This window comes from Helicobacter pylori (assembly GCF_003637685.1).
In the GTDB taxonomy this organism is placed as follows: Bacteria; Campylobacterota; Campylobacteria; order Campylobacterales; family Helicobacteraceae; genus Helicobacter; species Helicobacter pylori_CJ.
Genome location: NZ_MVWW01000006.1, coordinates 23,599 through 37,297 on the forward strand (window position 1 = coordinate 23,599; position 13,699 = coordinate 37,297).

A 13,699-nucleotide genomic window follows, 5' to 3' on the forward strand; every position below is an offset into this window, starting at 1 on the left:
TTTTTTGCCCCCTTTTAAGGTTTTTCTTTTATTAAAGTTGTATTATAGCTTTTTAAAAATAAAATATAAGGATCGTTATTGCACACCTTAATAGAGCGATTAGAAAAGGTTACTAATAGCAAAGAGCTAGAAGAAGTGCGCTTGAATGCTTTGGGTAAAAAAGGGGTTTTTGCGGATAAATTCAACCAGCTCAAAAATCTGAATGGCGAAGAAAAAAACGCCTTTGCTAAAGAAATCCACCATTATAAGCAAGCGTTTGAAAAGGCCTTTGAATGGAAAAAAAAGGCTATTTTAGAGCTTGAATTAGAAGAACGCTTGAAAAAAGAAAAAATTGATGTGAGTTTGTTTAACGCTATCAAAACAAGCTCTTCTCACCCTTTAAATTATACTAAAAATAAAATCATTGAGTTTTTTACCCCATTAGGATACAAGCTTGAAATCGGCTCTTTAGTGGAAGATGATTTCCACAATTTCAGTGCTTTAAACTTGCCCCCTTACCATCCTGCAAGAGACATGCAAGACACTTTTTATTTTAAAGATCACAAGCTTTTAAGGACCCACACTTCGCCCGTTCAAATCCACACCATGCAAGAACAAACCCCACCCATTAAAATGATTTGTTTAGGCGAAACCTTTAGGCGCGATTATGATTTGACCCACACGCCCATGTTCCACCAAATTGAAGGGCTTGTCGTGGATCAAAAAGGGAATATCCGTTTCACGCACTTAAAGGGCGTGATCGAAGACTTTTTGCATTATTTCTTTGGGGGCGTGAAATTAAGGTGGCGCTCTAGCTTTTTCCCTTTCACAGAGCCAAGCGCTGAAGTGGATATTAGCTGCGTGTTTTGCAAGCAAGAAGGCTGTAGGGTTTGCTCGCACACAGGTTGGCTGGAAGTGTTAGGCTGTGGCATGGTCAATAATGCGGTGTTTGAAGCCATAGGGTATGAGAGCGTGAGCGGGTTTGCTTTTGGCATGGGGATTGAAAGATTGGCCATGCTGACTTGTCAAATCAATGATTTACGCAGTTTTTTTGAAACTGATTTGAGAGTGTTGGAGAGCTTTTAATGAAACTGAGTGTCAATGATTTGAATGTTTTTGTCAATACGCCTAAAGATATAGCCAAACTCTGTGAAAATTTGAGCCGCTTAGGTTTAGAAGTGGAGAGCTGTATCCCTTGTATCGCTCCTAAAAATGTGGTTGTGGGTAGGGTTTTAGAAAAAGCCCCCCATAAAAACGCCGAAAAACCCAGCGTGTGTCAAGTGGATATTGGCAAAGAAGTGTTACCAATCGTGTGTGGGGCTAAAAATGTTGCGCCAAACCAATTCGTGCCAGTCGCTTTAAATGGGGCGCTAATTGGCTCAACAACCATCGCTAAAACGGAGCTTAGGGGGGTTGAAAGTTGCGGCATGATTTGCTCTAGCATTGAATTAGGCTTCCCTAAAATCAATGATGGCATCTTGGAATTAGATGAGAGTGTTGGGGAGTTGGTTTTGGGGAAAGAATTAAACGAATACGCCCCTTTCAACACGCATGTTTTAGAAATTTCATTGACTCCTAATCGTGGGGATTGCTTGAGCGTTTTAGGTATTGCCAGAGAAATTAGCGCCTTTTATCACACGCCCCTAAAACCTATCAAGGCTTTAAACTTGACGCCAAAAAGCGATTTGATCACGCTTAGTGCAAATGAAAATATTGAATCGCATCTGGCTTATTATTTGGTTTGCAACCATTCTTTAAAAACCCCTTTAAATATCAAACTTTCGCTCGCTCACAATAATACCTTAAGTGAGAACGAACTAAAGAATTTCATAGAATTTGGCACGCATTTTAGTGGGGTAATAATGAACGCTTATAGCCTGAATACAACCCCTATGGATTTGAGCGTGAAAAACGATGAAAACGACCTTGAAAGCGTTTATATCAACCATCAAAAACGCTCCATTATCGCTATCAAGCATCAAGATCAAAAAGATTTGAGCGAGTGTTTGCTTTTAGAAGCAAGTTATATTGATCCGATAAGCCTGTCTTTAAAATTACACGCCCTAAAAGATAAAACGCTTCAAAAAGACAACGCCCTTATTTATAGGAGCGCTAGGGGGAGTAACCCTAATGTATCAGACGGCTTGAATTTTTTAAGCGTTCATTTGAAAGCCACGATTTTAGAAAGCAAACAAACTGAGCATTCTTTAAAGGATCGCACCCTTACATTCCAACTTGAAGACATTACCGAAATTTTGGGGCTTGCTGTAGAGAAAGAAAAAATTCAAAGCATTTTAAAAAATTTAGGCTTTAAAGTCAGCGTAAAAGAGCCAAATTCAAAACCCCAAATTTTAGAGGTTATCGTTCCCAATTTCAGGCATGATATTAAAACGATCCAAGATATTGCTGAAGAAATCTTGCGCTTTGTAGGGATTGATAATCTAGTCTCAAAGCCCCTTAATTGTGTCAGCAGTAAAAATTCAAACCCCCATTATGACACGCACCGCTTTTTTGAAAACCTTAAACACAAGGCTCTCGCTTGCGGTTTTAAAGAAGTCATTCATTATGTGTTTTATTCTAAAGAAAAACAGCAAAAACTGGGCTTTGAAGTTTTAGAAGATCCCCTAGAATTGCAAAACCCTATCACAACGGATCTCAACACCCTAAGAACGAGCCTTGTTTGCGGGCTTTTAGACGCTAGCTTAAGGAATAAAAATTTAGGGTTTAAAAGCATCGCCCTTTATGAAAAAGGGAGCGTGTATAACGCTAAAAGAGAAGAGATCCAAAAACTAGGCTTTTTAGTAAGCGGCTTACAAAAAAAAGAAAGCTACCCTGACGCTAAGGGCAAGGCTTGGGATTTTTATTCTTTCGCTGAATGCGTTTCAAAAGTTATAGGGGATTTTAGCCTAGAAAAACTAACCAATCAAACCCCCATTAACCACCCCTACCAGAGCGCTAAGATCATTCAAAACAATGAAATCATAGGCGTGATCGCTAAAATCCACCCTAAAGTGATCCAGGAATTAGATTTGTTTGAAAGCTATTATGCTGAGATAGACGCTTCTAAACTCAAACGCCCCGCCATGCTATTAAAACCCTTTAGCATTTACCCTAGCAGTGTGAGGGATTTGACTCTCATCATTGATGAAAATACCGCTTTTAGCGGGATTAAAAAAGCCCTAAAAGACGCTCAAATCCCTAATTTAAGCGAGATTCTACCCCTTGATATTTTTAAAGAAAGCGATAACACCATAGCCTTAAGCGTGCGTTGCGTGATCCATTCTTTAGAAAAAACCCTAAATGATGAAGAGGTCAATTCAGCCGTGCAAAAAGCACTTGAAATTTTAGAAAAAGAATTTAACGCCCGCCTTAAAGGATGATATGTGATAGAGCTTGACATTAACGCTAGCGATAAATCGCTCTCACACAGAGCCGTTATTTTTAGCTTGCTCGCTCAAAAGCCTTGTTTCGTGCGGAATTTTTTAATGGGAGAAGATTGTTTAAGCTCTTTAGAAATCGCTCAAAATTTAGGGGCTAAAGTGGAAAATACCGCCAAAAATTCTTTTAAAATCACGCCCCCAACGGCTATAAAAGAGCCTAACAAGATTTTAAATTGCAACAATTCTGGCACTAGCATGCGTTTATACAGTGGGCTTTTAAGCGCTCAAAAAGGGCTTTTTGTTTTAAGCGGGGACAATTCCTTAAACGCACGCCCCATGAAAAGAATCATTGAGCCTTTGAAAGCTTTTGGGGCAAGGATTTTAGGGAGAGAGAATAACCATTTCGCCCCATTAGTGATTGTAGGGAGTCCTTTAAAAGCTTGTCATTATGAAAGCCCTATCGCTTCAGCTCAAGTCAAAAGCGCTTTTATTTTAAGCGCTCTACAAGCTCAAGGCGCAAGTGCCTATAAAGAAAGCGAGCTTAGCCGTAACCACACAGAAATCATGCTTAAAAGTTTGGGAGCTAAGATTCACAATCAAGACGGCGTTTTAACAATTTCACCCTTAGAAAAACCCCTAGAAGCCTTTGATTTTAAGATAGCCAATGATCCATCTAGTGCGTTTTTTTTCGCCCTCGCTTGCGCGATTACGCCAAAAAGCCGCCTTCTTTTAAAAAATGTCTTGCTCAACCCCACTCGCATAGAAGCTTTTGAAGCGTTGAAAAAAATGGGCGCTTCCATAGAGTATGCGATTCAATCCAAAGATTTAGAAATCATTGGCGATATTTACATAGAACATGCCCCTTTAAAAGCGATCAATATTGATCAAAATATCGCCAGCCTTATTGATGAAATCCCCGCTTTAAGCATCGCTATGCTTTTTGCAAAAGGCAAAAGCATGGTTAAAAACGCTAAAGATTTACGATCTAAAGAAAGCGATAGGATTAAAGCGGTTGTTTCTAATTTCAAAGCTTTAGGGATTGAGTGCGAAGAATTTGAAGACGGGTTTTATGTAGAGGGATTAGAAGATATAAACCCATTAAAACAGCGCTTTTCTAGGATTAAACCCCCTATTATCAAGAGTTTCAATGATCACAGGATTGCGATGAGTTTCGCTGTTTTAACTTTAGTACTGCCTTTAGAAATTGATAATTTAGAATGCGCAAACATTTCTTTCCCGCAATTCAAGCGTTTACTCAATCTATTCAAAAAAGGGAGTCTCAATGGAAATTAAAATGGCTAAGGATTATGGTTTTTGTTTTGGCGTCAAAAGAGCGATACAAATCGCTGAAAAAAATCAAAACAGCTTGATTTTTGGCTCGCTCATTCATAACGCTAAAGAAATCAATCGTTTGGAAAAAAACTTCAATGTGAAAATTGAAGAAGACCCTAAAAAAATCCCTAAAAATAAGAGCGTGATCATAAGAACCCATGGCATTCCTAAGCAGGATTTAGAATACTTGAAAAACAAGTGGGTTAAAATCACTGATGCGACTTGCCCGTATGTGATCAAACCTCAACAAATTGTGGAGTCCATGAGTAAAGAAGGGTATCAAATCGTGCTTTTTGGGGATATTAACCACCCTGAAGTCAAGGGCGTGATAAGCTATGCCACTAACCAAGCTCTAGTCGTCAATTCGTTAGAAGAGTTGCAAGAAAAAAAGCTCCAACGGAAAGTGGCTTTAGTTTCTCAAACCACCAAACAAACCCCAAAACTCTTGCAAATCGCTTCTTATTTGGTGGAAAGATGCACTGAAGTGCGTATTTTTAACACGATTTGTAACGCTACTTCCTACAACCAAAAAGCCGCTTTGGATTTGAGTAAGGAAGTGGATATTATGATAGTCGTGGGCGGTAAAACTTCTTCAAACACCAAACAGCTCTTAAGCATCGCCAAACAGCATTGCAAAGACAGCTACTTGGTAGAAGATGAAAACGAATTAGAGTTAGCGTGGTTTAAGGATAAGAAATTGTGCGGGATTACCGCTGGGGCTTCCACGCCGGATTGGATTATAGAAAATGTCAAGCAAAAAATCAGCACGATTTAACACATTTTGAAAATTTTCTTTAAAAAAACCGCTAATTGTTAGTTTTTAAACGATTTTGTAAGCCAAAAAAGGATACAATCCCCTTAAGGATTTTATATTTATTTTATAGTAAGGCAGTCAATGAGCAAGATAGCAGATGATCAGAACTTTAATGACGAGGAGGAAGACTTCGCAAAGCTCTTAGAAAAAGAAGAAACCCTAGAAAAAGGCACTATTAAAGAAGGGCTAATCGTTTCCATCAATGAGAATGATGGTTATGCCATGGTGAGCGTGGGCGGTAAGACAGAAGGCCGTTTGGCTTTGAGCGAGATCACCGATGAAAAGGGGCAGTTGCTGTATCAAAAAAATGACCCCATTGTCGTGCATGTGTCCGAGAAAGGCGAACACCCTAGCGTTTCCTACAAAAAGGCCATTTCCCAACAAAAGATTCAGGCTAAAATTGAAGAATTAGGCGAAAACTATGAAAACGCCATTATTGAAGGCAAGATTGTAGGCAAAAATAAAGGGGGCTATATCGTGGAGTCTCAAGGCGTGGAGTATTTCCTCTCCCGCTCGCACTCTTCTTTAAAGAATGACGCAAACCATATCGGCAAACGCATTAAAGCGTGCATCATTCGTGTGGATAAGGAAAACCATTCTATCAATATTTCTCGCAAACGATTCTTTGAAGTCAATGACAAACGACAGCTTGAGATTTCTAAAGAATTGTTAGAAGCCACAGAGCCGGTGTTAGGGGTTGTACGCCAGATCACCCCTTTTGGCATTTTTGTAGAAGCTAAGGGGATTGAGGGCTTGGTCCATTATTCTGAAATCAGCCATAAAGGACCAGTCAATCCTGAAAAATACTACAAAGAGGGCGATGAAGTCTATGTCAAAGCTATCGCTTATGATGAAGAAAAAAGACGCCTTTCGCTCTCCATAAAAGCGACCATAGAAGACCCATGGGAAGAGATCCAAGACAAGCTAAAACCCGGATACGCCATTAAGGTGGTGGTGAGCAATATTGAACATTATGGGGTGTTTGTGGATATTGGTAATGATATTGAAGGCTTTTTGCATGTTTCTGAAATCTCTTGGGATAAAAATGTCAGCCACCCTAGCCATTACTTGAGCGTGGGGCAAGAGATTGATGTGAAGATCATTGACATTGATCCTAAAAACCGCCGCTTAAGGGTTTCTTTAAAACAACTCACTAACAGGCCTTTTGATGTTTTTGAATCCAAACACCAAGTGGGGGATGTTTTAGAGGGCAAAGTGGCGACTTTAACGGATTTTGGGGCGTTTTTGAATCTGGGTGGGGTGGATGGTTTGCTCCACAATCACGACGCTTTTTGGGATAAAGATAAAAAGTGCAAGGACCACTATAAAATTGGCGATGTGATCAAAGTGAAAATCCTTAAAATCAACAAAAAAGATAAAAAGATTTCTTTGAGCGCGAAGCACTTGGTGACTTCCCCCACAGAAGAATTCGCTCAAAAGCATAAAACAGACAGCGTGATTCAAGGCAAAGTGGTGAGTATTAAGGATTTTGGCGTATTCATTCATGCTGATGGCATTGATGTGCTGATCAAAAATGAAGATTTGAACCCCTTGAAAAAAGATGAAATCAAAATAGGGCAGGAAATCACATGCGTGGTGGTTGCGATTGAAAAATCTAACAACAAGGTGCGTGCTTCTGTGCATAGGTTAGAGCGTAAAAAAGAAAAAGAAGAATTGCAAGCTTTTAACACGAGCGATGATAAAATGACTTTAGGGGATATTCTTAAAGAAAAACTCTAAAGAGTGATTTTAAAAACATGAGAATGGCATGAGATTTAAGAGTGTTGTTGCTTTTATCTCCCTAGCTATCGCTTTTGGCGTTTTAGCCTATTTGTTTTTAAGCGTTAAAAAAGAAATGCCCACTACTTCTCATGCGATTTCTCAAACCAATGCGATCTCTCAAACCAATAAAGGCTTCTCTCAAACAGATGCAAAAAGCCATGACATCAACCTAGAAGAAAATAATCCTAATGAAACCTCTCGTAATGAAAAAGCCCCCCATAACGAAGAAGATCGCAATAACGCCCTTTCTCAAAACCTTGATGCGCAAGAAGTTGTCAATTACCCTGTTATAGAGCATCATTTTGAAATCCCTTTTGAAGAAAAAAAAAGGGAATATTCAAAGCTTATCATTAAGGATTTAAAGGACTATCAATGGTGGTGCTTAAAAGAAATCCTCAAAAAAGAACGAATTGATTACGCTTACGATAGCACCAAAAACCAACCCAACCTCATCATCTATTTAGACAAAAACAAAAAAGAACGCTTGCTAGCTGATTTAGACTATTATAAAATACGCTATCATGCTGTTTTTTAAATTCAAAGGATAAAAATGTATCAAGTAGCCATTTGCGACCCCATCCATGCTAAAGGCATTCAAATTTTAGAAGCTCAAAAAGACATTGTCTTGCATGATTATTCCAAATGCCCCAAAAAGGAGCTTTTAGAGAAACTCATTCCTATGGATGCGCTCATCACTCGCAGCATGACCCCTATCACAAGCGATTTTTTAAAGCCCTTAACCCACTTAAAATCCATCGTGAGAGCGGGCGTGGGAGTGGATAATATTGATTTAGAAAGTTGCTCTCAAAAAGGCATTGTCGTAATGAATATCCCTACCGCTAACACGATTGCCGCTGTGGAATTAACCATGGCGCATTTGATCAATGCAGTGCGTTCATTCCCTTGTGCGAACGATCAAATCAAACACCAACGGCTATGGAAAAGAGAAGACTGGTATGGCACGGAATTGAAAAATAAAAAACTAGGAATCATTGGTTTTGGGAATATTGGCTCTAGGGTGGGCATTAGAGCTAAAGCTTTTGAAATGGAAGTTTTAGCCTATGATCCCTATATCCCTTCTTCAAAAGCCACTGATTTAGGGGTTATTTACACGAAAAATTTTGAAGACATTTTGCAATGCGATATGATAACTATCCACACCCCTAAAAACAAAGAAACGATTAACATGATAGGCGCTAAAGAGATTGAACGCATGAAAAAGGGGGTTATTTTGATCAATTGCGCTAGAGGGGGGCTTTATAATGAAGACGCTCTTTATGAAGCTTTAGAAACCAAAAAAGTGCGCTGGCTTGGCATTGATGTCTTTTCTAAAGAGCCTGGCATCCATAACAAGCTTTTAGACTTGCCTAATGTGTATGCGACCCCCCATATTGGCGCGAACACTTTAGAGTCCCAAGAAGAAATTTCCAAACAAGCCGCTCAAGGGGTTATGGAATCTTTAAGGGGTTCAAGCCACCCGCATGCTCTGAATCTACCCATGCAAGCTTTTGATGCAAGCGCTAAAGCCTACTTGAATTTAGCGCAAAAACTGGGTTATTTTTCCAGTCAAATCCATAAGGGCGTGTGCCAAAAGATTGAGCTCAGTCTTTGCGGGGAGATCAACCAATTCAAAGACGCCCTTGTCGCTTTTACGCTAGTAGGGGTGTTAAAACCCGTTGTAGGGGATAAAATCAATTACATTAACGCCCCCTTTGTGGCCAAAGAAAGAGGCATTGAGATCAAGGTTAGCCTTAAAGAAAGCGCTTCGCCTTATAAAAACATGCTCTCTTTAACTTTAAATGCGACTAATGGCGCAATCAGCGTGAGCGGCACGGTGTTTGAAGAAGATATTTTAAAACTCACTGAAATTGATGGGTTTCATATTGATATAGAGCCAAAGGGCAAAATGCTTTTATTCAGGAATACGGATATTCCAGGCGTTATTGGGAGCGTGGGGAACGCGTTCGCTAGGCATGGCATTAATATCGCTGATTTTCGTTTGGGGCGCAACACGCAAAAAGAAGCCCTAGCGCTCATCATTGTAGATGAAGAAGTTTCTTTGGAAGTTTTAGAAGAGCTTAAAAACATTCCTGCATGCTTAAGCGTTCATTATGTGGTTATTTAAGGTAATTGGATGCGAGATTTTTTAAAGCTTTTAAAAAAGCATGATGAATTAAAGATCATTGACACCCCCCTTGAAGTGGATTTAGAAATCGCTCATCTGGCGTATATAGAAGCGAAAAAACCTAATGGAGGCAAAGCCCTTTTATTCACGCAACCCATAAGAAAAGAACATGACCAGATCAAAACCTTTAGCATGCCTGTTTTGATGAACGCTTTTGGCTCTTTCAAACGATTAGATCTTTTATTAAAAACCCCTATAGAGGATTTACAACAACGCATGCAAGCGTTCTTGCGCTTTGACGCCCCTAAAAACTTCACTGAGAGTTTGAAAGTCTTAAAAGATTTATGGGATTTAAGACACGTTTTCCCTAAAAAAACCGCTCGCCCTAAGGACCTCATCACCAAGCAAGATAAAGAAGTCAATTTGTGGGATCTGCCCGTTTTAAAAACTTGGGAAAAAGATGGCGGGGCTTTCATCACTATGGGGCAAGTCTATACCCAAAGCCTGGATCATAAAAAAAAGAATTTAGGCATGTACCGCTTGCAAGTTTATGATAAAAACCATTTAGGCTTGCACTGGCAAATCCATAAAGACTCCCAACTCTTTTTCCACGAATACGCTAAGGCTAAAGTCAAAATGCCTGTCAGTATCGCTATTGGTGGGGATTTGCTCTATACATGGTGCGCGACAGCCCCCTTACCTTATGGGATTTATGAACTCATGCTCTATGGGTTTATGAGAGGAAAAAAAGCGCAAGTGATGCCATGCTTGAGCAATCCTTTGAGCGTGCCAAAAGATTGCGATATTGTGATAGAAGGGTTTGTGGATTGCGAAAAATTAGAGCTTGAAGGGCCTTTTGGGGATCACACTGGCTATTACACCCCTATTGAGCCTTACCCTGTTTTAGAAGTCAAAACCATTAGCTATAAAAAAGATTCCATTTACTTAGCCACTGTGGTGGGTAAGCCCCCTTTAGAAGACAAATACATGGGGTATTTGACTGAACGCTTGTTCTTGCCCTTGCTTCAAATGAACGCCCCCAATCTCATAGATTATTACATGCCAGAAAATGGGGTGTTTCATAATTTGATTTTAGCCAAAATACACACGCGCTATAACGCTCATGCCAAACAAGTCATGCATGCTTTTTGGGGCGTGGGGCAAATGAGTTTTGTCAAACATGCGATTTTTGTCAATGAAGACGCTCCTAATCTAAGGGACACCAACGCTATCATTGAATATATACTGGAAAATTTTTCTAAAGAAAACGCGCTCATCTCTCAAGGCATATGCGATGCCTTAGATCATGCAAGCCCTGAATACGCTATGGGGGGGAAACTCGGTATTGATGCGACCTCTAAAAGCAATACCCCCTACCCCACGCTTTTAAACGATAGTGCCTTATTAGCGCTTTTACAAGATAAAATGCAAAATATCGTTCTTTTGAAGCAATACTACCCGCACACCCGTAACCCCATTTGCGTGATCAGCGTGGAAAAGAAAGACAAAAGCGTCATTGAATTGGCTAAAAACTTGCTCGGTTTTGAAGAGCATTTACGCATTGTCATCTTTGTAGAGCATACCAGCAACGATTTAAACAACCCTTACATGCTGTTATGGCGCATCGTTAATAATATTGACGCCAAGCGCGATACTCTCACCTCTAAACATTGTTTTTTTATAGACGCTACCAATAAGGGCGTTATGGACAAACATTTTAGAGAATGGCCCACCGAAACCAATTGCTCCATGGAAGTTATAGAGGATTTGAAAAAGAAAGGGCTTTTAAAAGATTTTGAAACTTTAAATCAAAAATTCCACCTCACGCATTCTTTCAGCACGCACAAAGAAGATCTATAAAAAATAGCCATAAAGAAGAATTATGTTAGATTACCGCCAAAGGATTGATACCCTCATCACCAAAATAGAAAAGGCTCGCACCGCCTATTCAAGGCACCACATTGTCAAAATCGTGGCTGTTTCAAAAAACGCTTCCCCAGAGGCTATCCAACATTACTACAACTGCTCTCAAAGGGCTTTTGGAGAAAATAAAGTTCAAGATTTAAAAACTAAAATGCATTCTTTAGAGCATTTGCCCCTTGAATGGCACATGATAGGCTCTTTACAAGAAAATAAAATCAATGCGCTTTTGAGTTTAAAACCCGCCCTTTTGCATTCTTTAGACTCTTTAAAACTCGCTTTGAAAATAGAAAAGCGTTGCGAAATATTGGGCGTCAATTTAAACGCTCTTTTACAGGTTAATAGCGCGTATGAGAAAAGTAAAAGCGGGGTGGTGCCTGAAGAAGCGCTAGAAACTTATTCTCAAATCAGTGAAACTTGCAAGCGCCTCAAGCTTAAGGGGCTTATGTGTATAGGGGCACACACCGATGATGAAAAGAAAATTGAAAAATCCTTTATCACCACCAAAAAGCTTTTTGACCAAATAAAAAATGCGAGCGTTCTTTCAATGGGCATGAGTGATGATTTTGAATTAGCGATTGCTTGCGGGGCGAATCTTTTAAGGATTGGCTCTTTTTTGTTCAAAGAGTAAGATGCTAGAAACTTATGCGCTTAAAAATGGGGCTGTTTTTATCTCTGATGCGCATTTTTTACCTAAAAGCCCTCATTTAATCCATACGCTTCAAGAACTTTTAAGCGCCAAACCCCCACAAGTCTTTTTCATGGGCGATATTTTCCATGCGCTTGTGGGCTATTTGCCCCTAGATAGAGAGCAGCAAAAAATCATTGATTTAATCCATGCTTTAAGCGAAATTTCACAAGTCTTTTATTTTGAAGGCAACCATGATTTTTCCATGCGTTTTGTATTTAATTCCAAAGTAGTAGTTTTTGAGCGCCACAACCAGCCCGTATTATTCCAATATGATAACAAACGCTTTTTGCTAGCCCATGGGGATTTATTCATTACTAAAGCGTATGAATTTTACATCACGCAGCTCACTTCCACTTGGGCGAGATTTTTTTTAACTTTTTTAAATTTATTAAGCCTTAAAACCTTATACCCCCTTTTTAAAAAACGCATCTATCAAAAACCCGTCCGCCTTTGGGAATTAGAGCCAAAAGAATTGCAATCTTTTATTGAGCAACGCCTAAAAGCCTATCAAAACTACATTAAAAATCTTAACCTTGATAGGATTGACGGCATTATAGAGGGGCATTTTCATCTCAAAAGCGGTGCAAAAATCCATTCAAGCGCGCCTATTTACTGCCCACTGCCTTCCTTTTATTACGAACAAAGCCTTTTTAAGGTATCATCAAGCGTTTTAGAACCATCTCAAAATAAGGACGCCTAAATCATGGCAGAAAAAACAGCTAACGATTTAAAACTAAGCGAGATAGAACTCGTGGATTTTCGTATTTATGGCATGCAAGAGGGCGTCCCTTATGAGGGAATTTATGGCATTAATGTGGCTAAAGTCCAAGAGATTATCCCCATGCCCACCCTTTTTGAATACCCCACGAATTTGGATTACATCATCGGCGTGTTTGATTTGCGCTCCACGATCATCCCGCTTATAGACTTGGCTAAATGGATAGGGATTGTCCCAGATAAAAGCAAGGAAAACGAAAAAATCGTCATTATCACGGAATTTAATAATGTCAAATTGGGTTTTTTAGTCCATTCGGCTAGGCGTATCAGGCGCATCAGTTGGAAAGATGTGGAGCCTGCATCCTTTAGTGCATCCAATAACATCAATAAAGAAAATATCACCGGCACGACACGCATTGAAAACGACAAAACCCTACTTATTTTGGATTTAGAAAGCATTTTAGACGATTTAAAACTTAATGAAGACGCTAAAAACACCAAAGATACCTCTAAAGAGCGTTTTGAAGGCGAAGTGTTGTTTTTAGACGATAGCAGAACCGCAAGGAAAACCTTAAAAAACCATCTAAGCAAACTGGGCTTTAACATCACGGAAGCTGTAGATGGGGAAGACGGGTTGAATAAATTAGAAATGTTGTTCAAAAAATACGGGGACGATTTGAGAAAACATTTAAAATTCATTATTTCAGATGTTGAAATGCCTAAAATGGATGGCTATCATTTCTTATTCAAGCTCCAAAAAGACCCCAGGTTCGCTTATATTCCTGTAATTTTTAATTCTTCTATTTGCGATAATTACAGCGCTGAAAGGGCTAAAGAAATGGGGGCAGTAGCGTATTTAGTCAAGTTTGATGCAGAAAAATTCACCGAAGAAATTTCTAAGATTTTAGACAAGAATGCATAATTCTTTTCATAAAATTGTAAAATACTCTTATCTCAAA

The 13,699-nt window shown here is 39.4% G+C and carries 11 protein-coding genes; all 11 read left to right on the top strand.

Annotation, left to right across the window (positions count from 1 at the left end):
* The first annotated feature begins 78 nt into the window (after nucleotides 1-78).
* Nucleotides 79-1,065, top strand: a complete 987-nt coding sequence (pheS, locus tag EAL44_RS05355; RefSeq protein WP_121075546.1) for a phenylalanine--tRNA ligase subunit alpha — start codon at nucleotides 79-81, stop codon at nucleotides 1,063-1,065.
* Nucleotides 1,065-3,359, top strand: coding sequence for a phenylalanine--tRNA ligase subunit beta (pheT, locus tag EAL44_RS05360; RefSeq protein WP_121075549.1), 2,295 nt, complete (start codon nucleotides 1,065-1,067; stop codon nucleotides 3,357-3,359). Before pheS ends, pheT begins: the two co-directional genes overlap by 1 nt.
* A 3-nt stretch (nucleotides 3,360-3,362) precedes the next feature.
* Nucleotides 3,363-4,652, top strand: a complete 1,290-nt coding sequence (gene aroA, locus EAL44_RS05365) for a 3-phosphoshikimate 1-carboxyvinyltransferase (protein ID WP_121075552.1) — start codon at nucleotides 3,363-3,365, stop codon at nucleotides 4,650-4,652.
* Nucleotides 4,642-5,466: a 4-hydroxy-3-methylbut-2-enyl diphosphate reductase gene (locus EAL44_RS05370; protein ID WP_121075556.1), complete on the top strand. Its 825-nt coding sequence runs from the start codon at nucleotides 4,642-4,644 to the stop codon at nucleotides 5,464-5,466. Before aroA ends, EAL44_RS05370 begins: the two co-directional genes overlap by 11 nt.
* Before the next feature lie 120 nt (nucleotides 5,467-5,586).
* A complete protein-coding gene (locus EAL44_RS05375; protein WP_121075558.1) occupies nucleotides 5,587-7,245 on the top strand; it encodes a 30S ribosomal protein S1 in 1,659 nt (552 codons plus the stop codon).
* Between the two features lie 28 nt (nucleotides 7,246-7,273).
* On the top strand, nucleotides 7,274-7,822 hold the full coding sequence (locus EAL44_RS05380; protein WP_121075561.1) for a hypothetical protein: 549 nt from the start codon (nucleotides 7,274-7,276) through the stop codon (nucleotides 7,820-7,822).
* Between the two features lie 15 nt (nucleotides 7,823-7,837).
* Nucleotides 7,838-9,412: a phosphoglycerate dehydrogenase gene (serA, locus tag EAL44_RS05385; RefSeq protein WP_121075563.1), complete on the top strand. Its 1,575-nt coding sequence runs from the start codon at nucleotides 7,838-7,840 to the stop codon at nucleotides 9,410-9,412.
* Between the two features lie 9 nt (nucleotides 9,413-9,421).
* Complete coding sequence (locus tag EAL44_RS05390; protein WP_121075566.1) at nucleotides 9,422-11,272, top strand: menaquinone biosynthesis decarboxylase; 1,851 nt, start codon at nucleotides 9,422-9,424, stop codon at nucleotides 11,270-11,272.
* A gap of 22 nt (nucleotides 11,273-11,294) precedes the next feature.
* Nucleotides 11,295-11,963, top strand: a complete 669-nt coding sequence (locus tag EAL44_RS05395; RefSeq protein ID WP_121075569.1) for a YggS family pyridoxal phosphate-dependent enzyme — start codon at nucleotides 11,295-11,297, stop codon at nucleotides 11,961-11,963.
* A 1-nt stretch (nucleotide 11,964) separates the two neighbouring features.
* Nucleotides 11,965-12,723 (top strand): UDP-2,3-diacylglucosamine diphosphatase, encoded by a 759-nt coding sequence (locus EAL44_RS05400; RefSeq protein ID WP_121075572.1) that lies wholly within the window; start codon nucleotides 11,965-11,967, stop codon nucleotides 12,721-12,723.
* A 3-nt stretch (nucleotides 12,724-12,726) separates the two neighbouring features.
* On the top strand, nucleotides 12,727-13,662 hold the full coding sequence (gene cheV3, locus EAL44_RS05405) for a chemotaxis protein CheV3 (RefSeq protein ID WP_121075575.1): 936 nt from the start codon (nucleotides 12,727-12,729) through the stop codon (nucleotides 13,660-13,662).
* Nucleotides 13,663-13,699: the final 37 nt, after the last annotated feature.

What these genes read in the sequence shown, in the direction of transcription:
- pheT (WP_121075549.1), top strand. Translation starts at nt 1,065, where the DNA reads ATGAAACTGAGTGTCAATGATTTGAATGTTTTTGTCAATACGCCTAAA.
- EAL44_RS05370 (WP_121075556.1), top strand. Translation starts at nt 4,642, where the DNA reads ATGGAAATTAAAATGGCTAAGGATTATGGTTTTTGTTTTGGCGTCAAA.
- EAL44_RS05375 (WP_121075558.1), top strand. Translation starts at nt 5,587, where the DNA reads ATGAGCAAGATAGCAGATGATCAGAACTTTAATGACGAGGAGGAAGAC.
- EAL44_RS05380 (WP_121075561.1), top strand. Translation starts at nt 7,274, where the DNA reads ATGAGATTTAAGAGTGTTGTTGCTTTTATCTCCCTAGCTATCGCTTTT.
- serA (WP_121075563.1), top strand. Translation starts at nt 7,838, where the DNA reads ATGTATCAAGTAGCCATTTGCGACCCCATCCATGCTAAAGGCATTCAA.
- EAL44_RS05390 (WP_121075566.1), top strand. Translation starts at nt 9,422, where the DNA reads ATGCGAGATTTTTTAAAGCTTTTAAAAAAGCATGATGAATTAAAGATC.
- EAL44_RS05395 (WP_121075569.1), top strand. Translation starts at nt 11,295, where the DNA reads ATGTTAGATTACCGCCAAAGGATTGATACCCTCATCACCAAAATAGAA.
- EAL44_RS05400 (WP_121075572.1), top strand. Translation starts at nt 11,965, where the DNA reads ATGCTAGAAACTTATGCGCTTAAAAATGGGGCTGTTTTTATCTCTGAT.
- cheV3 (WP_121075575.1), top strand. Translation starts at nt 12,727, where the DNA reads ATGGCAGAAAAAACAGCTAACGATTTAAAACTAAGCGAGATAGAACTC.